Source organism: Blautia sp. AF19-13LB, from assembly GCF_003479105.1.
In the GTDB taxonomy this organism is placed as follows: domain Bacteria; phylum Bacillota; class Clostridia; order Lachnospirales; family Lachnospiraceae; genus Fusicatenibacter; species Fusicatenibacter saccharivorans.
This window is the reverse complement of the sequence record NZ_QUGO01000018.1, coordinates 25,253-45,762: the sequence shown is the minus strand read 5'-3', so window position 1 is coordinate 45,762 and position 20,510 is coordinate 25,253. Positions and strand designations below refer to the sequence as shown.

The following is a 20,510-nucleotide window of genomic DNA, read 5'->3' as shown; positions in this document are numbered from 1 at the left end:
CTAAATACGCAATCTTACGTAAGATTGCATTGCTTGCCAGTAGTTTTAAGAGTCTTTGGCAGAGAATCTGTTTACAGTTGCCGCATTGATAAACCTTTGATAACTGCCTATAATAGAGTTATTATTTTGAACTGCTATAACAGAGAAATGCAAAAAAATAAAATTTTTTGTCCGCTGTAACATTTCGCGGACATTTGGGGTTTACAATGGCCTTATCAAATATGGAGGTGATACAACTATGACATGGCCTTTTGAGAATGACACCAGCGCCATTGTAAAAAAATTAGCAGACCGAAGCATGAAAGCGGATAAAAGACGCAATGCGTTTATTATCATAACGATTGCTTTTGCAGTTAGTTTGATGATGGTATTAGCACTATATAATCTCGGAACAGACCGTGAAAATAGGCTTTATCTGCAAGGACGCTATCAGGGCAGCTTTATTAACAGTACCAGTACCGTCTTTGAAAAACTGGAACATAACAACCAGATTGAAGCAGTCGGCAAAGAGGCTGCAATGGGAACGAGCCGTATCAATGACTATACTTTGGATGTGTATTACAGAGATCAAAATGCACTTGAACTAAAAGGCGTTACTGACTTGCTGGGAAAAATGCCGGAGGCAGAAAATGAAATCATTGTGGAACAGTCCTATTTGGAGCATTTAGGGTTGCCGGTTCAACTGGATCAAACCGTTACACTGGATATGCCTTTTGGAAAAAATCAGACATATCATGTTTGCGGCATTATTCAAAGCAGTAATGCGTCCCGTATTTATCAAGTCATTGTATCGGATGGCTTATATAGCCGGTATGAAAAAGCAAACTGTTACGATCTTTTGGTTCGCGTGAAAAATACCGAAAATATGGACAGCGAAACTTTGAAACTGCTGATAAACGAAATTGCGGAACAAAGCGGTGTACCTGAACAGTATGTTATGTATAGCTCTACCTACTTTGGATTGGCAGAAGAAAAATCCACGCTGGAGCTATTGGTGATTATCGGAGCAAGCAGTTTAATTGTACTGGCCTGTTCTTTGGTTATTTACAGCCTGTTCTACATTTCTGTTATCGGGAAAACACATGAATATGGCAGACTGCGTGTGCTGGGGGCTACATCGGTTCAGATCAAGCGTATCGTGCGAAAAGAAAGTTTTTTGTTATCCTGTGCTGCAATTCCTATCGGTGTTGTATTGGGAAGTGTTTTGGGCTATTGTTTCGTCCCGGACGGCTGGCATTGGATGACTACACTGGAATGTGCCGTTGTGATTGCCCTTGTTACAGAAATTGCCTTGAAAATTGCTGTCCATACCCCTGTAAAGAAAGCCTCTATGGTATCGCCTATTGAGGCGCTGCGAATCAATACGACTGATACACCGGCGACAGAAAAAACGCGGATCGAACATCGAAAAATTACGCCATCTTCGCTTGCCCGAATGAGCTTTGCCCGGAACAAGAAAAAAGCTATACTAACCGTATTGTCTTTGGGATTTGCCGGAGTTTTACTGATGTGTGCCGCCACCTACCTTAATTCAACTGATGTAGAAAGCATGGCAAAACAGCAATTTGCAAATGGCGACATTGTACTTTCCCTTGATCCCGCCAACACAAATGCGGAAGATCGCCCCGCCGGGATCAATGCACTTCAAACGAAAAATCCATTGGATGAAGTTTTGGAAGAAACGATTTCAGATATGGATGGCGTAAAGAATATTGAATTTATACAGGGCTGTGTTTCAAATATGGAATTTCCCACTCCTTTCAAGGATGGTAACAGCCATTTCTTTACCCAAATTGGAATCCCCGAAAATCAGTACGAGGCCTTTTCACAAGGACTAATTGAGGGAACCGCAGACCGCCAGAAACTTATCAACGGAAAAGGAGTTATTGTAGATAATTCCGCCAAGCTGTTAAGCGACTATTATAATTACACTCCTCAAATTGGCGATATAGTCAAAGTGGAAACAGCGGATGGACAATGGGAAGAATTTACTGTAATGGGGATTGGGAAAGCTCCTAATCTCGGTGGGGATTCAGCTTCTTTCTATTTTCCGCAGGAACTCTTACCTATGATGAAAGAAAATGTTTCCAACTTCAACATAACCTGCATTGTAGATGTGGAAAGAGATCAGCTTACAGAAGTTGAGAATAAGATTTTCCAGTTGGCGGAAAATCGTGGAGGTATAGAAGTTTTCAGTATCAGCGATATTATTACTTATCTGCAAGAGGAAATGGATAACATAAAAATGCCGTTATACGGATTGGTATTTTTCATTGCTGTTTTTGGACTAATCAGCCTTATCAACACGCTAATGACAAACATTATATCAAGACAGCAGGAATTTGGTATTTTACAGTCTGTGGGATTGAGCAGTAAGCAATTCTCCAAAATGCTGCAAACAGAATGTTTCTATTATGTTTCTGGTACGGCTATTTTAACTTTAACGATTGGAACTTTAACAGGATTTGTACTTTGCAAAGTTTTCAATCAGGTTGGGACATTCGGGACATTGACTTATCATTTTCCAGTTTTAGAAATAAGCATATGTTTTGTAGCGCTTTTCTTCATACTGGCCGCTTACTCCGTTTTCTCTGTACGATATAGCAAAAGACATCCTGTGATCGAGCGCATTAAAACAATGGAGTAAATTTTCCTTTATCAGAAAATTGTGTTTTCTGCAACAAAGGACATTTGCCTGTTATACTATCTACAAGAAGCAAAGGAAGTGAGGATATGAAGCAGATTTTAATTGTCGAGGACGACAGTTTTTTGAATAAGATGGTGGCCTATAACCTGACCGCAGACGGCTACGGCGTGACTTCTGCCCTAAACGCCAGAACCGCAGCCGAAGCCATACGCCAGCGGGAATTTGACTTAGTGCTGCTGGACATCAACCTGCCGGACGGCAACGGTTTTGAGCTGTGCAAACTGATAAAGCCCCAGCACCCGGACACCATTGTGATTTTCCTGACCGCTAACGATCAGGAGAGCGACCAGATACGGGGCTATGAGGTGGGCGCGGTGGACTACATCACAAAGCCCTTTGTGATCGGGGCCTTGCAGCGAAAAATCAAAGCCATGTTCGCCATGCTGGAACACCACAAACCGGCCAAGGACATTTACGACGACGGGCGGCTGTTTCTGGACTTCTCGGAGCAGACGGCTTCCTTAAACGGCAAGCCCCTGACCCTATCCCCGATGGAGTACAAAATGCTGAACCTGTTCCGTAAAAATCCCCGGCAAGTGCTGACCCGTGGGCAGCTTTTGGAAAAGCTGTGGGATATAGACGAGAAGTTTGTGGACGAACACACCCTGACAACCTCCATCAGCCGGATTCGGAGTAAGATCGAATCCGACGGCGGCGCGCCCTACATCAAAACTGTTTACGGCATGGGCTATCAATGGACGGGAGGCGAGGCAAAATGAAGTTGCAAAACCTCTCGGTAAAGCGGCTGTTTGGCCGGGTAGCAATGGGGCTTGTCCTTTCCATGTCCGGGATTACCATAGTCCTGTTTTTTGTGACAAAACAGACGGCGGTGCTGCTGACAGGCGGGGCGCTGCTGCTGTGCGCCCTTGTGGGGATTTTCGTACTGACGCAGGCGTTTGGAAAGCGGCTGTCGCAGTTTACCGCTGACCTGTGCCAGACCTTAGACCACATGATCGCCGGGAATGAAGCGCCCCAGCGCCCAGAGGACAGCGAAACCCAGCTTGCCAGAATTGGGCACCGTCTGGCAAGGCTCTACCAGATCATGCAGGAGAACCGCCGCCGGGTGGACGAGGAACGGCAGGAGTTACAGACCCTTGTATCGGATATTTCCCATCAGGTGAAAACGCCGGTAAGCAATCTGAAAATGGCGACGGACACGCTGCTGGAAAAGCCCATGACCGAGGCGGAGCGCACCGACTTTATCCGGGGAATCCGCAGCCAGACGGATAAGCTGGACTTTCTCTTTCAGGCCCTTGTGAAAACCTCCCGTCTGGAAACGGGCGTGATCCAGTTGGATAAGAAACCGGGCCGCCTCTTTGATACCGTGGCACAGGCCATGAGTGGAATTGTGTATGCAGCAGAGAAAAAGGAAATCGTCGTGTCCGTGGACTGCCCGGAGGATTTGACCGTTTTCCATGACAGCAAGTGGACATCCGAAGCCCTTTTTAACCTGCTGGACAATGCGGTGAAGTACACCCCGGCAGGCGGGAAAATCGCTGTGTCGGTGGTGCTGTGGGAAATGTATGTGGAAATCAAAGTAGCCGACACCGGCAAGGGCATTTCCGAAAGCAATCAGGCCGCCATCTTCCGGCGCTTCTATCGTGAGGAAGAAGTACACGAACAGCAGGGCGTGGGCATTGGCCTGTATCTGGCCCGCGAGATCGTAACACGGCAGGGCGGCTATATCAAAGTGGTTTCGGAGCCGGGCAAGGGTTCGGAATTTTCCATTATGTTGCCGACTAAATAAAGCACACTTATAACAGGAGAAAACACCATGAAAAAAATCAATTTTTGCAAAGCAACAACAATCATCTTAATAATCAATGTTATTTTATCTATTGTTTTATTTTTCGTTGTTCCTGATAAAATAGCAATTCAATGGGTAGGTACATCCCCCAGCAATGCAGTAGATTCTTACTATGTATTTTTGGTGCCGGTATTGTCAGTGCTTTTTGCTTTTACGGGAAAACCTATTTTTACAATGTTCCTGTTTAGATTGTGGAATAGAACTAACGAGCATTTAGTGACATACTTAAATTTGTGTCTGCAAGTTGTATTTCTTACTTGTGAAATCTATATCGGATTATATAACCTATGTAATTTTAATGTTGCCATTAGTATAATTCTCATTGTGGAACTTATGATAGATGTGGTGATTGGATTGAAATTATTTCACAATCAATCTATCTAAAAGATTGTGTAGTATGATTCGGCGGACGACCATTTCCGGCTGTCCGCCGTGAATTTTTTTGAAATGTCCGAGCGTTGTAACATTTCACCCCGATTTTCAATGAAATTTTTTGGCCGCTGTAACATTTCGCGGACATTTGGGTTTTACAATACCCTTATCAACAAAAGTGAGGAGGCGACGCAATGGAACTGACCCCGACATTGATTTTGAATCTGGCGCTGCTGATCGTCCCGCCCGTTGCCCTTGTGCTGGTGTTCCGGCAATGGCTGGTCCGGCACATCCGCTGCACGGTTGCCTTGACTGCTCTCTGTGATGTTCTCCTATTTTGGGATGAACTGTTCTACTATGAGAGCTTCGGCCTGTTCGCTGTGCTGATTCTGGTGCAGTTGGCGGCCACCGGCGCAGCAGCGTTCCGCATTTACAACAAACAAAAAAAGGATTGAATTTTATGAGCATTTTACAGACTATCGACCTGAAAAAGTATTACGGCACAGAGCCGAACATCACCCGCGCCCTTGACGGCGTGAACTTCTCCGTAAATGACGGCGAATTTGTGGCCGTTGTGGGAACCTCCGGCAGCGGCAAGTCTACCCTGCTTCACATGATGGGCGGGCTGGACACCCCTACTTCCGGCAATGTGATTGTCCGGGACAAAGAACTGTCGAAGATGAACGACGAACAGCTCACCATCTTTCGCCGCCGCAACATCGGCTTTATCTTCCAGAACTATAACCTTGTTCCCATCCTGAATGTGTATGAGAACATCGTCCTGCCGGTGGAGCTGGACGGGGACACGGTGGATCAGAAGTTTTTGGACGAGATCGTTCACCTGCTGGGGCTGGAAGATAAACTGAAAAATATGCCGAACAATCTTTCCGGCGGACAGCAGCAGCGTGTGGCTATCGCCCGCGCCTTGATTACCAAACCGGCTATCGTGCTGGCCGACGAGCCGACCGGCAACCTTGACAGCAAGACCAGCGCCGAGGTGCTGGGGCTTATCAAGCGCACCAGTGCGGAGTTCCGGCAAACTGTTGTGATGATTACGCACAATGACGACATTGCCCGCCTTGCAGATCGGATTGTCCGCATTGAGGACGGAAAGATTGTGGAGTAAGGAGGTGGCAGGCTATGACATGGCCTTTTGAAAATGATACCAACGGCATAGTAAAGCGCATATCAAACCGCAGTATATCGGCAAATCGAAAAAGAAATATCTTTATTATTTTGACGATTGCACTTGCCAGCGCATTGCTATCTGCTATTGTCCTCTATGGCTTTGGGGTTATGCAGGAAACGCAGAACCGCAACCAAAAAACAGCGCAGATTATGTATCATGCGATTTCTGAACAACAGGGACAGGAACTATACAAGCAAGAAGAAATTGCGTGGGTTGGGGAATTTTTTAACGCATTTTCTGAACAGGTAAACCATTCAACCGTGAATTTTACTTATGCAAATGCAGATATGCTAAAATCCCAAAGTATGCCCTATTCGGGAGATTTACCAGCTTCGGAGAATGAAATTGTAGTGCAAGAATCCTTTTTGGATAGTTTGGGCTATTCAAATGAATTGGGACAGACAATTCAAATCCCCTTTTCTGACGGCACTACCCATGATTTCAAATTGACGGGAATCTTAGATGTGAAAACCGGCGATATTGGGCGCTATACAGCCATTATATCGAAAGAATTAGTAAGACAGCAGTATGGCGACGAGGGCATGATTGATTATTACATTGGGCTGAAAGGCGCTCAAAATATGAGCGAGGAAGAAGCCACCAACTATGCAAACACTCTGGCGCAGCAATTAAAAATTTCCGATGATAATGTGATTGTCCGTTCCACATATTTTAACTTAAAGGACGAAAATCACGGAAGCGATATGCTGTTCTATTTCTTGATTGGTTTTGTAACTTTCATTGGTTCCGGCATTGTGATCTATTCGATTTTTTATATTTCAGTAGCAAGCAGTATCCGTAACTATGGACAGCTTCGCACAATCGGAACTACAAAACGACAGATCAAAAAGATGGTTTACCGCGAGGGGAAATTACTTGCTGCCATTGCTATCCCAATTGGTCTGGTTATTGGAAATGTGATTGGGTACTTTCTGGTTCCTGCCGGTTGGTACTGGCTGACCACTTTATGTGTGACGGCCGGGGTTGGCCTTTTTGCATTTATTATTGTGATGATTGCCATTCATACTCCTGTAAAAAGAGCTGCGGCAGTATCTCCGCTGGAAGCATTGCGATATTCCGATTATCAGGGGAAAATGAAAGAAAGTTCCGTGCTGCACCGTAAAATAACGCCTGCTTCACTTGCTAAAATGAATCTGTCCAGACAAAAGGCAAAGTCCACTTTAACAATACTTTCTCTTTCACTCGGCGGAGTATTGGTTGTATTGATTTCGACAATGTTAGTTTCCTATGATGGCGTTGCAGAGGCAAGAGGCAGGGCGTTCCCTGTCGGTGAATTTAACATTCAGCTCAACGCAAATCAATCGTGGGACACTGCTGGTATTTCTTTGTCTGGATTGCAGCAAAAGAATTCTCTAAATGCCGATTTTGTAAATGCAGTAGAATCTATTGATGGCGTTACAGGAATCAAGCACTGGTATTACACGGACGCAGAATATCGTGTAAATGGTAATTCTGGAAAATGGATTCAGGGCTTTTGCCGAGATGAACAGCAGAATTTGGAGAAAGAGCGAATTGCGGGAACGACTGATTATGATGAACTGGTGGCAGGAAATGGAATTGTCTTGCTTCAAGAGCGTGCCGATCTCTATGATATTGAGGCTGCGTTGGGTGATACCGTCGAAGTGGACTATAAAACCGAATCCGGCCAAATTTGCACAAAGACCTATACCGTCATGGGCATTGTAAACGAATATTCTTACTCCGGCTTCTCAAAATGCTTTGCGCTTCCGGAGCAGTTTATGAATGAAGCGACCGGGATAGATTGCACAGGTACGATTTCTGTAATTACCGATATGGAAAAATTTGATACAGTTGAAGCTGCATTAAATCAACTGATAGACGGAAATAGCGATTTGGTTATGGAAACCATAAAAGAAAGTATCACTTATTATAGCGGACTTCAACAACTTTCCATCGGGGTATTGTTGATCGTGGCTGTTATTGTTGTGTGCTTTTCTTTAATCAACCTTGTCAATACGACAATCACAAACTTCTTATCCCGTAGGCAGGAAATTGGAATGTTACAGGCGATTGGTTTGAGTAAAAAGCAGCTTATCAAAATGCTGTGCTATGAGGGGTTGATGTATTCAGTTTTTGCTACGCTGGTAACATTGGTTTTGGGGACTGGACTGGGCTTCCTATCCGTACAGGTAGTTGTGAAAACGATGAATCCATACTTTTACTATTCATTTCCGTGGCTGATCGTATTGATATATTTAGCAATCCTGCTGATTGTGCAATTCACCTTGATTTCTTACACAACTGGAAATCTGAAAAAACAATCTCTTGTTGAGCAAATCAGGACGATGGAATAGCCGTATGGGATCGGCGGGGCGGCGTGTGCTGCCCCGCTTTTTTCGCCATTTCTCAAAAAAATTTTTGAAATGTCCGAGCGTTGTAACAATTCAGCCTGTTTTTCTGTCGAAATCAAAGGCACCTCGGACATTTGTGTAACATTTGTAGTTTATGCTTGTGGTAAATCAATATTGGGGGTGAGGACACATGAAAAAGATACTGCTGATCGACGACAGCGACACCTATACATGGTGTCTGAAAATATACTTACAGCACCGGGGCTACCCGGTGAAAACGGCTTGTACGCTGAAAGAAGCGCGGGCCGCCATCCAAGAGGAAATGCCGCTGGTGGTCTGCTGTGATCTCGACCTGCCGGATGGTTCTGGCATGGACTTTCTGGACGAGGTGCGGGCCGCAGACAAGGAGCTGCCTTTTGTTCTGGCGTCCTGCCATGACAAGGACGACTACGAACAGGAGGCTATGCGCCGGGGCGCGACGCTGTGCATGGACAAAATGAAAGGACTGCTACTACAAGATAAGCTGGTGGAATACGCCTACCGGCAGTTATCCGGCGAAAAGGCCCCGACTTTTCACAAGCTGCTCTTTGTCTATGCAGAAGATACCAGCGCCGAAGTGCTGCGGGCTGCTATGCTACAAAAGGGCTTTGACCTGATTCTGGTTTCCTCGATTTGGGAAGCCAAGCGCCGGATTTTTGAGGATAAGGAAATAGAACTGATCTTGTGCGATCTGGAACTGCCGGACGGCACAGCAATGGAGCTGTTTCATACGCTACGGCGGGTGGCGGGGATGTTCCAAATGAAGAATCCCCATGTCCGGCTTCTGCCGTTCTTTATCCTCACCGAGAACAACGACCCTGCCACGGAATATGAATACCGGCATGAGGGCGTGAACGACTATATCACCGCCCCGGTCAATATCCCGGAGCTGATCCGGCGGGTTCTGTTCTTTGTGGAATGAGATCGTTACACATATAAAAATATGTCTTTGTAGTGGACAGGATAGACGCTTTTTTATGAGAAATTGGTCAGGACAGTAAATTTATTGTCCCGACCAATTTTTGCTATTATGAACTTTTCTTAAACTATATTGCTTTTTGAAAAATTTCGTGTTATACTGTTATACATAACAGCACAACAGTTAAAACACACGGAGGATGCAGCAATGAAACTGATTATTTCAAATGTATCTGGCGTCCCCATATACGAGCAGATTAAACAGCAGATCAAGGCGGCTATTTTATCTGGCGAGCTTCAAGCCGAAGAAACTTTGCCCTCCCTTAGAACACTTGCCAAAGACTTAAAGATCAGCGTCTTAACAGTGACAAAGGCATACACAGAATTAGAGCAAGAGGGCTTTGTTAAAAATGTGCAGGGGCGTGGATGTTTCGTAATGGGGTCTGGTTCAGAACTGATTAAGGAGCAGCTTATTTGCAAAGTAGAAAACAATCTCACCGAAGCAATAAAAGCTGCAAGAATGGCAAATCTATCCACAGAGGAATTACATCGCCTTTTGGACATTTTAACGGAGGTAAAAACAGATGACTAATTATTTAGAGGTAACGAATCTTTCAAAATCTTTTGATTCTTTTCAACTTCACAATATCAGCTTTACTTTGCCAAAGGGATATATTATGGGCTTGATCGGCCCGAATGGTTCTGGCAAAACAACGACAATCAAACTGATTTTGAATATGCTCAAGCGCACCGGCGGCACAGTCAAAGTGATGGGGCTGGATAATATCGCAGAAGAACAAAAAGTAAAATCAGAGCTTGGCGTTGTTTTCGATACAAATTATTTCAGTGATGATTGGAAAGTGTCGCAGGTTGAAAAGTCTATTTCGGTATTTTATCCAAATTGGGACAGCCAGAAATTTGCGGATATGTTACGGAAATTTCACATTGCACCAACCAAAAAGGTAAAAGAACTTTCCAAAGGTATGCAGATGAAGTTAATGCTTGCCTGTGCGTTTTCATACGACGCAAAACTGCTGATCCTTGACGAACCGACCAGTGGACTTGACCCGGTTTCCAGAGATGAACTTTTGAAAATTCTTTCGGAGTATATTGAAGATGGCGAACATAGTGTTTTGTTCTCCACCCATATCACAGGCGATTTGGAGCGTGCAGCCGATTATATTACCTACATCAGTTATGGCGAGTTGTTCTTTACTGGCAGCAAAGATGATTTTGTAGATATGTTCCGCATTGTAAAAGGTGGAATTGAGGAACTGTCCGATGATCTGAAAAATAAGGCGGCTGGTATTCGTACATTCCCTACGGGATTTGAGGCGCTGATGAAAACCGAAAATATTAGCGGTTTCCCTAACCTGACCGTTGAGCCTGCCACTATTGATGAAATTGTAGTGTTTACAAGCAAGAAAGGTGACGATTATGAGTAATATTTTGAAATCCACAAAATTAGATATTGCATTGGTAAAACCATATTTTAAGACGATTTGCTTTACCCTGCTTCTGCCGATTGTGTTTGCCGCAATCAACCGTTCTTTGCTGACAGGGGTATCATTTGCCATGTGCTTTATTGCTATGACGACGGGATATACCTTTTCCATCACAGAAAAAAACAGCATGGATCGGCTGTTTGGTATTTTACCTGTTCGGAAAAGCGAGCTTGTGATCGGACGCTATGTTTTCGTCCTTGCAATGGGGCTTCTTTCCTTGATTATTTCTTTGATTGCACAGCCGCTTGTCTTGAAAGTGCTGGGTGAAACAGTTGGCGTATTTGACATTGTAACTGCCGCTATTGCAGGAGTATTCTTATTTGCACTCTATACCGTGTTCCAGATTCCGGGATATTACAAGTACGGTTCAATCAAAGGACGGGTATTTATGTATATTCCAGTGGCCGGTTTTTTGGTGACTTTACTTCTTCTCTCTAAAATGCCAGCCATCGGGAAATCAATTATTTCAGTCGTTGAATCTTCTCCGATACTTCTCGTTTTCCTTGCGGTTTTTGCTATTGTCGTGATGTATGCGGTTTCGATCTTCTTGTCCATTCGGATTATGAAGAACAAAGAAATGTGAGGTGATTGTATGGATTTCACAATTTTGGCAGTTGTGCTTTTGCTTGGTGTTGGCGTTCCTATCCGTAATAAACTCATACGGAAATATCGGGATAAGAAAAAGAATGATCGCAATTCGGAGTGAACAATATGGAGAAAACAGAGTTCATCCGCTGCCCAGTCTGCGGGAATAAAACACGCGACAAAATTCGGGAAGATACCGTACTTAAAAATTTTCCTCTCTTTTGTCCAAAATGTAAAAGTGAATGTCTAATCGACATTGAACAATTAGACTTACGATTAGCATTATGGGAATACCGTCGTTACTAATGACAGTATTCTGTTTGCTTTATGAGAAAATGCTCAATGCTGGAATGGGCAATAAATTTGAATTTGACAAGGAGATAATAATGATACCAATTTCTGATATTCTCATCCGCTCAATTAGTGGGTATGTGTTTATGGTTCCAGTCTTCGTACTGTATTTCTTGTGGCTCAAAAAATTGGGGAGAACACAAAGTTTTCTCCATACCGCTGCAGTGTTTGTTTTTGGTTATTATTTATTCGGACTTTTGACCGTCACAGGCATCGGCTTTACAAGCACAATGACCTTTCGCCCGAACATTTCTTGGACTCCATTTATCGGTATGATAACTGGGCCAATTGATACCATTCTGAATATTATTCTGTTTGTCCCGTTGGGATTTTTCCTGCCGCTGCTGTACAAGAAATATCATCACATGAAGACGGTTGCATTGACTGGCTTTCTGTTTTCTTTGGCTGTTGAAATTGTCCAGATGTTTGGCTGGGGTTCTTCCGACATCAATGACTTGATGACAAATACCGCTGGAGCCTGTATTGGATTTTTAGTTTATTGTCTGCTGTCAAGAATCTTGCCTGCCAATCTGAAAAAGCAACTTCAATCCAGCCGTGTCAATGCTGTGGCTGAAGTACTTCTCTTTGCTATTTGCACATTTGCCATTATGGTCACGGCTCAGACTTGGTTTGTCCATGATGTGCTGAATGTTCCATAAATTGTATCGGAAACAATCGGTCTCAGATATAAAAAAATAGTGTCTTCTGTTTGACACACCTGCAGACCGATTTTTCCGTATTGAACTTAGTCGCGTCAACGAAGCCACTACCTATGGAATTTCAATCTTTTCCTTCCTGTTATGCTTGGACAGATTGAATAATTCTCTTTGTGTTATATCTATTATTTTTAGGTAATAGTCCACAACGGCTTCTAACATGAAGGTACAAAAAATAAAAGTTGATCCTCAATCAACCCTATTATTGTACTCTTCAATTCATACTTTTCGATCTCAATGGTAGTATGGTTAGATAGACATCTGTTGCCGCTATCCCTTGGTAAGTTACCCGTTCAGCTTACCTACAAATTTAGAATACAATAAATGGCATCATTTGAACAGACTATATTTTTGGGATGAACTGTTCTACTATGAGAGCTTCGGTCTGTTTGCTGTGCTGATTCTGGTACAGTTGGCGGCCACCGGCGCAGCAGCGTTCCGCTTTTACTACAAACAAAGAAAAGGCTGAATAGAAAATAGGTATCATCAATCAAAAATATCATTGGAGGTATAACTTATGGAAAAAGAAACAATGGGAACTGTAATTTCAGTTATAAAACAATGGTGGTTAAAAGTGAATCGTAAACCTGCCCGCGTTCATGCGATGGATGGCGCAGCCTTTCCGCATACTATCAAGGTCAAATATACGATAGACGGCAAAGATTACATCTGCCGAAAATGGATTGGCGCAGGAAACAAAGTCCCTGACAAGGGAACAACGATTAAAGTTATCTATTGTGAAGATAAGCCATCGAAAGCAAGAATTGAACTCTAATCAATAAATTTATTAAAATACGGAGGTGATGATGTGATGGGACATTAGCTGTTTTTGATATAGAAGAATCCGGCAAGCAGATCGGAGAAAAGTTATTTCTGCTTCTTAACGAGGAACAAAAGAATGCTCTAATGCAATATATTTTGGAACAAGGAGCCTGTCATGGAACGGTATTCAATTCCTGTCACACTTCCTTCGCAGCAAAGAAAAATCCTCTAACAGAAATACAGGAAGGCGAGCTTTATCTATGCCTGGAACACCGCACTGTCAGGGTTAGGGAACGGATGATCAACCTGACAAGTAAGGAGTTTGATATACTGGCATTGCTCATTGCCAATCCCAAACGTGTTTTTACTTACGAACTGATTACCGATTTGGTTTGGAAAGAGGATTGTGATTTCTATTCGAGAAAAGCGATTCATAATCATATAAGTAAGCTGCGTAAGAAGTTGCGCTTTGAACCGGATCTTCCAAACTATATTGAGAGTGTCGCCGGGATCGGCTATAAATTTGAACATCTATAACATGAGCCCACAAGGTGTTGTTTCCCCTTGTGGGCTTGCTTTTTGCAGCATATATTCTAAGAGCGGAATATGTAGAAAATTGCGAATATAAAGAGTAAAAAGCGAATATCTGCGGACTGATAAAGGAAACATAACCGATATAATTTTCTCCCAAGGAGGTATCAAGCAGCCGATTCAGGTTCCTCCTTGATGGGAGGAAATGCCTATGCGTCTATGCAACACAGATCTGCAGATAAACTGCTTTACATTCAGTCACCTATACGTCGTAGTCCAGCTCGTATGGATTGCGGCGTTTTTGGTTTCGACAAAGTTTGAGCATTTTCGCTGTCAACCTCCCGGAAAAATTTCATACTGCTGCTTTGGCGCGCCTGTTCTTTGTACGGGCGCGCTTTTTTGTACCCTTTTTTTAATCAGAAAGAGACTTAGACCTTATCGCTGCCGCAGCCCACCCTCTGATTTCGATTTTTGCCATCAACTCAAACATCGAAATTGGAGGAAATTACTATGAAGAAAATCAATCTTCGGGATTATTACCCGTATTATACACAGGACATGATCGTTGAGGTGCCGGATGAAGTTGCTTTGTTGCTTCGGGAATATATGTTGTTGGAAGAAGCCTATCGGATTCGTACATACCGCTATAAAGCATTTTACTCTCTGGATCGAGACGAAGGTATTGAGCGTGAGATATTGCAAAAGCCTCTTAACCCGGCAGAAATTTGGGAACAGCGCCAAATGACGGAGTTGATTTATAAAGGTCTTTCCAAACTTCCGGTAAAGCAGCGCCAACGAATCTATGCACACTTTTTTCTTGGCATGAGCAAAGCAGATATTGCCAAAGCGGAAGGAACACACAAAAGCCGGATCACCCGTTCTATCGAAGCCGGATTGCGTAGTCTGGAAAAATATTTCAAAGAAATTTTATAACAGACGGCAACTTTGCCCCTAAAAATGTACTGAATAGTAGAGGGACATATTCGGCGGGACAAGCTGGACGGGTGTGGTAAGGAAGCATATACATCCTCCCACCCCAACTGCAATATCAATTTGTCTGCCATGCCCCTTGCTTGTTCCTTGACAACCGAATATACGCTGTTACAGGTACTTCATTCTGTGTTCCGAGCGGCAGATGGGGCGGCGCGGTGACAGGCGGCCTAAGGAGGTGATGGATCCAGGCTGTCCGAGCGATAAACGCAACCTACGAAACCGGCTGTGGCAGGCCGGACGCGATAACGACGCAGATCATAATGGTACTTCTTCACAGCTTCCTAAAGACTTGGGGAGAGTTCCTGCGGCGTTTGCTTGCTCTGGCAAAGCGGCGGCGTATGCGGGACTATGATGCGGTGACGCTACCCGCAGCCTGTAACAGCCCCGTCCTTATTACAGAAGGACTTGCCGGGGTGCGTGGCAAATACGGCAGTAAAATCGAAATCAGATATAATGGGCCGGATTTATGTGTGTAATAACCATAGATCCGACCTATTCATGTGGTTTTGATAACACAGTTTTCAGAAGGGAGTTGATACTATGGAATTGAATACCATTGTCAGTGAAGTGGGTACACTGGTAGACATTCGGGATGTCTCTGTCAACAAAGAACTTTCCCGTGATGAACGGATTGCAGAATTCGTTCAGCAAATCAAAAATCCATACCATTTTAAGTGTGGGCGTTTTACTGTACAGGCCAGCTTTTCTGCTGAAGGTGCTACCCTGGAAGAATGTATCAAGGGTATTTTGCGATAGGTGCAATTTTAAGAAAGGGGCTGACTTTTCCGTAAAAGCATGGTAGAATAAGAATCGGAAAAGGAATTGAATATGGCATAACCACACTTCTTGAATTGCGGGGATTTTTCTGTGCAACGAAAGGAGTGTTTTTTTATGCAGGTTTACAAAGCGATTAAGTACATCCGTCTTTCTTATACGGATGATAAAACAGTAGAAAGTGACAGCGTTGCTAACCAGCGGCGCCTGATCGATGACTACATAGCCCGACACCCGGAAATTGAGGTTGTGGCAGAAAAAATTGACGATGGTTATAGTGGTGTTTTGTTTGATCGCCCGGCATTTCAGGAAATGATGCGGATGATCGAACAAGGCGAAGCTAACTGCGTGATTGTCAAAGACCTCTCCCGCTTAGGTCGTGAGTACATAGAAACAGGCCGTTATATGCGCAGGGTATTTCCAGCCTATGGAGTGCGTTTTATCGCAATTAACGATAATGTGGACACGGAAAATGACGCTGCCGATGATCTCACGGTTTCTGTCAAAAACATTATGAATGAGGCTTACTGTCGGGATATTTCCGTTAAGACACGGAGCGCCCTGGAAGTAAAACGGCGCAGCGGGGATTTTGTAGGTGCTTTTACCATTTATGGTTATGTGAAAGTCGGCGATAAACACAAGAGCTTGGAAGTAGACGAATATGCTGCTAATGTTGTGAGGGATATTTTCAGAAAACGGCTGGAGGGATTCAGCGCTTCCCATATAGCGGATGAACTGAACCGATTAGGAATTCTTTCGCCTTTAGCGTATAAGCGCAATCACGGAATGCCTCATGCAAAAGGTGGCTATACAGACCGAAAGGATTGCAAATGGTCTGCAACTACAATCATCCGCATTTTGCAGGATGAAACTTACACCGGAACACTGGTCCAGGGCAAACAGACAACGCCCCATTTCAAATTAAAAGAGCGTGAGGACAAACCTTCTTCGGAATGGATTCGTGTGGAGGGAACCCATGAAGCGATCATACAAAAGCACGATTTTGATCTGGTGCAACGGCTCCGCAGGATTGACACAAGGACTTCTCCCAAATCGGATAAGGTTTACCTGTTTTCCGGTATTTTGATCTGCGGATGCTGTGGCTGCCGTATGACCCGCAAGACGAACCGCTATAAAGACAAAGAGTATCACTATTATTACTGCCCGACCGGCAAAAAGAATGGCTGCACATCGTCGGTCATGCTGAAAGAGTCGGATCTGATTGAATGTGTGCAGGACAGTTTGAAAGGACATATTGAAAATGTTGCTTCTCTGGATGCCCTGCTGTCCAGTATCAGTCAGGAACGGATCAACCGGGAATTGGCGCAGGAATATGCCGCACAGATCAGAGTAAATGAAAAGCGTGTGGCACAGACCGAGGGCTTTAAGGCAAAACTCTATGAAAATCTGGTGAGTGGAATTCTGACAAAGGAAGAATTTCTCTCTTATAAGCGAAAATACAATGCAGATATTGAACTGTTCCAAAAGGCAATCGCTGAATGGAACGATAAACTTACAGATGTATTGGAAAACCGAAGCGAACGAAACCGTTGGATCAACCATTTTATGAAATTTTCTACTATGGAGGATATTGACCGCCGGGCAGTCATGCAGCTTATCCGAAGCATACGGGTAATGGGTAAAGATGAACTGCATATTGAATTTAATTACCAGGATGAATATCAGAAAGCAATCTCTTTGGCTGAACAGATTGCTACAAAAAATGAAGAAAGGATGGTGAGCTAAATGGCAAGAAAAAGCAGAAAACAGACGGCAGCTCCTATGCCGGCACCATCTTTGTATGTACATGTGGCTCTGTATATCCGTCTTTCTGTGGAGGATAACAAAAAGCGGGGTTGCTCAGTAGAAAACCAAAAACTGGTACTGAATGACTTTCTTTCGGATAAACCGGACTTCGTTGTGTATGATACTTATATCGACAACGGAGCGACAGGGACAAATTTTCACCGCCCTGGATTTCAGCAAATGCTATCTGATATTGAAGCAGGCCACATTAACTGTGTGATTGTTAAGGATCTTTCCCGATTAGGGCGAAATTCTATTGACACAGGTTATTATATCGAACAGTATTTCCATGCTCATAATGTTCGCTTCATTGCTGTTACGGATCAGTTTGACACAGCGGATTCCGGAAATCTTCATGGTGGTATCATGCTGCCTTTGAAAAATATGATCAATGAAGCCTATGCTCTGGACATTGGACGAAAAATCAAAGCACAGGCGCGGCAGGCTATGAAAGATGGCGACTATATTGGTGCACGGGCGCCTTACGGTTACAGGAAAGACCCGGATAATTGCCATAAACTTCTGATTGATGAAAATACTGCCCCTGTGGTAAAACAGATTTTTGAATGGGCACATGAGCATGTGGCACTGAACCGGATTGTCCGCAATCTAAATGAGATGGGAATTCCGGCACCGAGCCATTATAAAAAGACCACTGGCGAGATTACCAGTCCGGGACTGATCGGAAGTGGCAAATGGCAGACCCGCACAGTGATGAAAATCTTAGAAAGCGAAGTTTATACAGGCGATCTGGTGCAAGGAAAAACAAAGATTGTAGATCATCAGCAGGTCAAGGCTGGAGAAGATAATCTGATTATTGCAAAATGCACCCATGAACCGATCATCAGCCATGAGTTGTTTAATGCAGTTCAGGAATACAGAAAACAGATCTGTGAAGAAAGCAAAGCAACTCCAAAACGTCCCTACACACCAAACATTTTCAAAGGTAAAGTGTTCTGTGCTGATTGTGGCAGAAGCCTTCACAGGCAACGCGCCGAGCGCCGGAAAGGACCCGACACTTACTGGTTCCACTGCCTTACAAACAGCCGGGTAGAAAAAGATAGCTGCAAAGGTGCGATGATACAAGAGAAAGAACTGATTTCTACTGTTACGGCTATTCTTGAAAAAGAGCTGACAGTTGCGCTGGGAATGTCGCTGCCACTCTTTCAGTTGGAGACAAGACAAAAACAGGAAAAAGATAAGCTGAAAATTCAGATGTCGGCCAAACGGCAGGAAATTGAAAAAACACGCCGGCTGATCCGTGGCCTATATGAAAATTTTGTGCAGGGTATTTTGACAAATGACGAATACTTTGAATTGAAAGCGGATTATGAACATGCTATCAATGCTCTGTCTGGTGAGATTGAAGTATTTGAAAAATCTATGGACTCTCTGGACAACCAGCTTGCCAGATACCGTGCAATGGAAAAGGATGCAAAAACACTGGCACAGGATCACGTACTGACTGTAGAACTGATCGAACGGCTCATTGAACGAATTGAGATAGACCACGAGCGGAATATTCATGTGACCTTCCGTTTCAAAAATGAATTTCAGGGAAAGGCGGTGGAACCGTGCGCAACTATGTGATTGCCCTTTATATCCGTCTTTCTGTGGAAGATTTCAAAACTGAAAGTTTGAGCATACCAAATCAAAAACTGATTCTTCGTGAAAAAGCTATGTCTCTGCCGGAATGGGATGACAGCGAGATTTTGGAATTTATTGACAACGGTCATACGGGGACAAACTTTGAGCGTCCGGCGGTGCAGGAACTTTTAACAATGGTTCAGGCCGGAAAAATCAACTGTATTATTGTAAAAGACCTTTCCCGATTTGGACGTAACAGCATTGAAACCGGCTATTTTATTGAGCGGGTATTTCCTCTTTATCACACCCGTTTTATTTCCGTCAGTGATGATTTTGACACAGCTAATTTCAAAGGTGATACCGGAGGGATTGATATTGCTTTCAAGTATCTTATCAGCGAGTGGTATAGCCGGGATATGTCCATGAAAATCCAAAGTGCAAAATACGCAAAGATGCGTCGTGGGGAATATCAGAGTGTCATCTGTCCTTACGGCTATCGCAAGAGTGCAGACGGACGTATGGAACCGGACGAGGATGTTGCCCCGAATGTGCAGATGATATTTCAATGGGCGTCTGAAGGCAACACCGCAGCCGAGATCACAAGAAAATTGTATGCCATGAATATCCCCACCCCTGGGGAATATCGCAAACTTAAAGGCAAGGCCTATTACAATGTTTCCCGAACAAACGGCGTTTGGAGTACATCAACGGTTCTGCGTATTTTAGAAGATCAAAGATATATCGGTACCTATGTAATTGGCAAGAGAAAGGTAAAAGAGATTGGCAGCCGACATACACAGTTAAAGGATGAAAGTGAGTGGTTCAAAATCCCGAACCATCATCCGGCTATTGTAAGTGTGGATCTATTTGAGAGAGCCAATGCTTCAATTAAGCGTTTCTCTCTGTCAAATAAAAAGCCGCGTGATTATCTGCTCCGTGGTAAGGTATTCTGCGGATGCTGCGATCATGCAATGTCTCTACGAAATGGTGCGTGGTTTTATTGCCGTCATTCCGAGGTGGCTGAAACGCTTCCTTGTCATGGTGTGCGCATAAAGATGGCAGATCTGGAGCAGGTTGTATTTGAAACAATTCGGGCTCAAATGTGTCCGGCATTGGGAATTGATAGCAATAAGGATAAATTGGATTTGCAGACAGTCCAGCAGGCCGAACATGAAGAAAAACTCCGTTCTATTCAAGATAGCAAGCGGTATCTTTATGAGCAGTATGCACTCGGAGAGATTGATTTGGAAACCTATCGGACACGAAAAGCGGTTTATGACACGGAACTGGTACAAGCCAAAAATGTTCATGCTGTCATCACTGCACAGACAAAGCAGATAAAAAGTGATTATGAGATTAAGCTGAAACAACAGGAAATTGTGCAGAAAGTCGGAAACGCCAACATGCTGACAAAAGCTCTGATTGACCGGCTTATCAATAAAGTTTACGTCTTTCCAGGAGATCGGATTGAGATTGAATATGCAACACAGGATTTCTTAGAAACTAAGGAATCCGAAAAGGAAGTATAACCGTGA

Annotated in this window: 21 protein-coding genes; all 21 read left to right on the top strand. The window is 43.8% G+C overall.

The genetic code is table 11. From position 1 onward, the window contains the following. The first annotated feature begins 238 nt into the window (after positions 1-238). The 21 genes from DWX32_RS15710 to DWX32_RS15610 all read left to right on the top strand — a co-directional run bounded on the left by DWX32_RS15710 (position 239) and on the right by DWX32_RS15610 (position 20,504). Entirely contained in the window at positions 239-2,647 is a 2,409-nt protein-coding gene (locus DWX32_RS15710) for an ABC transporter permease (RefSeq protein WP_117686259.1), read from the top strand. 86 nt (positions 2,648-2,733) lie between these two features. Continuing rightward, positions 2,734-3,426 carry a response regulator transcription factor gene (locus tag DWX32_RS15705; protein ID WP_005361153.1) on the top strand — a complete coding sequence of 231 codons (693 nt, stop codon included), beginning with the start codon at positions 2,734-2,736 and terminating at the stop codon, positions 3,424-3,426. After that, on the top strand, positions 3,423-4,454 hold the full coding sequence (locus DWX32_RS15700; RefSeq protein ID WP_117686260.1) for a sensor histidine kinase: 1,032 nt from the start codon (positions 3,423-3,425) through the stop codon (positions 4,452-4,454). The genes DWX32_RS15705 and DWX32_RS15700 overlap by 4 nt, the downstream gene beginning before the upstream one ends. Before the next feature lie 27 nt (positions 4,455-4,481). Continuing rightward, entirely contained in the window at positions 4,482-4,898 is a 417-nt protein-coding gene (locus DWX32_RS15695; protein ID WP_004611616.1) for a hypothetical protein, read from the top strand. Positions 4,899-5,080: 182 nt separating this feature from the next. After that, complete coding sequence (locus tag DWX32_RS15690; RefSeq protein ID WP_117686261.1) at positions 5,081-5,341, top strand: hypothetical protein; 261 nt, start codon at positions 5,081-5,083, stop codon at positions 5,339-5,341. Positions 5,342-5,346: 5 nt separating this feature from the next. Then, positions 5,347-6,012, top strand: a complete 666-nt coding sequence (locus DWX32_RS15685) for an ABC transporter ATP-binding protein (protein ID WP_004611618.1) — start codon at positions 5,347-5,349, stop codon at positions 6,010-6,012. 14 nt (positions 6,013-6,026) lie between these two features. Next, positions 6,027-8,411: an ABC transporter permease gene (locus DWX32_RS15680; protein WP_117506281.1), complete on the top strand. Its 2,385-nt coding sequence runs from the start codon at positions 6,027-6,029 to the stop codon at positions 8,409-8,411. A 187-nt stretch (positions 8,412-8,598) separates the two neighbouring features. After that, the gene (locus DWX32_RS15675; protein ID WP_117686262.1) at positions 8,599-9,369 is read left to right on the top strand and encodes a response regulator; all 771 of its coding nucleotides are present in this window, start codon (positions 8,599-8,601) and stop codon (positions 9,367-9,369) included. Positions 9,370-9,573: 204 nt separating this feature from the next. Beyond that, entirely contained in the window at positions 9,574-9,957 is a 384-nt protein-coding gene (locus tag DWX32_RS15670) for a GntR family transcriptional regulator (RefSeq protein WP_002578893.1), read from the top strand. Further along, entirely contained in the window at positions 9,950-10,810 is an 861-nt protein-coding gene (locus tag DWX32_RS15665) for an ABC transporter ATP-binding protein (protein ID WP_117686263.1), read from the top strand. Before DWX32_RS15670 ends, DWX32_RS15665 begins: the two co-directional genes overlap by 8 nt. Then, positions 10,803-11,453: an ABC-2 transporter permease gene (locus DWX32_RS15660; protein WP_006861334.1), complete on the top strand. Its 651-nt coding sequence runs from the start codon at positions 10,803-10,805 to the stop codon at positions 11,451-11,453. Before DWX32_RS15665 ends, DWX32_RS15660 begins: the two co-directional genes overlap by 8 nt. A gap of 128 nt (positions 11,454-11,581) precedes the next feature. Continuing rightward, positions 11,582-11,761 carry a cysteine-rich KTR domain-containing protein gene (locus DWX32_RS15655; RefSeq protein WP_074021989.1) on the top strand — a complete coding sequence of 60 codons (180 nt, stop codon included), beginning with the start codon at positions 11,582-11,584 and terminating at the stop codon, positions 11,759-11,761. 80 nt (positions 11,762-11,841) lie between these two features. Continuing rightward, a complete protein-coding gene (locus tag DWX32_RS15650) occupies positions 11,842-12,465 on the top strand; it encodes a VanZ family protein (protein ID WP_025580950.1) in 624 nt (207 codons plus the stop codon). A 391-nt stretch (positions 12,466-12,856) separates the two neighbouring features. Beyond that, on the top strand, positions 12,857-12,991 hold the full coding sequence (locus DWX32_RS20485; RefSeq protein WP_256186109.1) for a hypothetical protein: 135 nt from the start codon (positions 12,857-12,859) through the stop codon (positions 12,989-12,991). A 48-nt stretch (positions 12,992-13,039) separates the two neighbouring features. Beyond that, positions 13,040-13,297, top strand: coding sequence for a DUF3592 domain-containing protein (locus DWX32_RS15645; RefSeq protein ID WP_071441246.1), 258 nt, complete (start codon positions 13,040-13,042; stop codon positions 13,295-13,297). A gap of 131 nt (positions 13,298-13,428) precedes the next feature. Further along, complete coding sequence (locus tag DWX32_RS15640) at positions 13,429-13,821, top strand: winged helix-turn-helix domain-containing protein (protein WP_055201467.1); 393 nt, start codon at positions 13,429-13,431, stop codon at positions 13,819-13,821. 504 nt (positions 13,822-14,325) lie between these two features. Next, a complete protein-coding gene (locus DWX32_RS15635) occupies positions 14,326-14,748 on the top strand; it encodes a hypothetical protein (protein WP_015542925.1) in 423 nt (140 codons plus the stop codon). Positions 14,749-15,348: 600 nt separating this feature from the next. Beyond that, entirely contained in the window at positions 15,349-15,564 is a 216-nt protein-coding gene (locus tag DWX32_RS15625; RefSeq protein ID WP_005361189.1) for a DUF6870 family protein, read from the top strand. 135 nt (positions 15,565-15,699) lie between these two features. Then, positions 15,700-17,328: a recombinase family protein gene (locus DWX32_RS15620; RefSeq protein WP_117468927.1), complete on the top strand. Its 1,629-nt coding sequence runs from the start codon at positions 15,700-15,702 to the stop codon at positions 17,326-17,328. After that, positions 17,329-18,978, top strand: coding sequence for a recombinase family protein (locus DWX32_RS15615; RefSeq protein WP_118174147.1), 1,650 nt, complete (start codon positions 17,329-17,331; stop codon positions 18,976-18,978). Then, on the top strand, positions 18,963-20,504 hold the full coding sequence (locus tag DWX32_RS15610) for a recombinase family protein (RefSeq protein WP_118427045.1): 1,542 nt from the start codon (positions 18,963-18,965) through the stop codon (positions 20,502-20,504). The genes DWX32_RS15615 and DWX32_RS15610 overlap by 16 nt, the downstream gene beginning before the upstream one ends. The last annotated feature ends 6 nt before the right edge of the window (positions 20,505-20,510 follow it).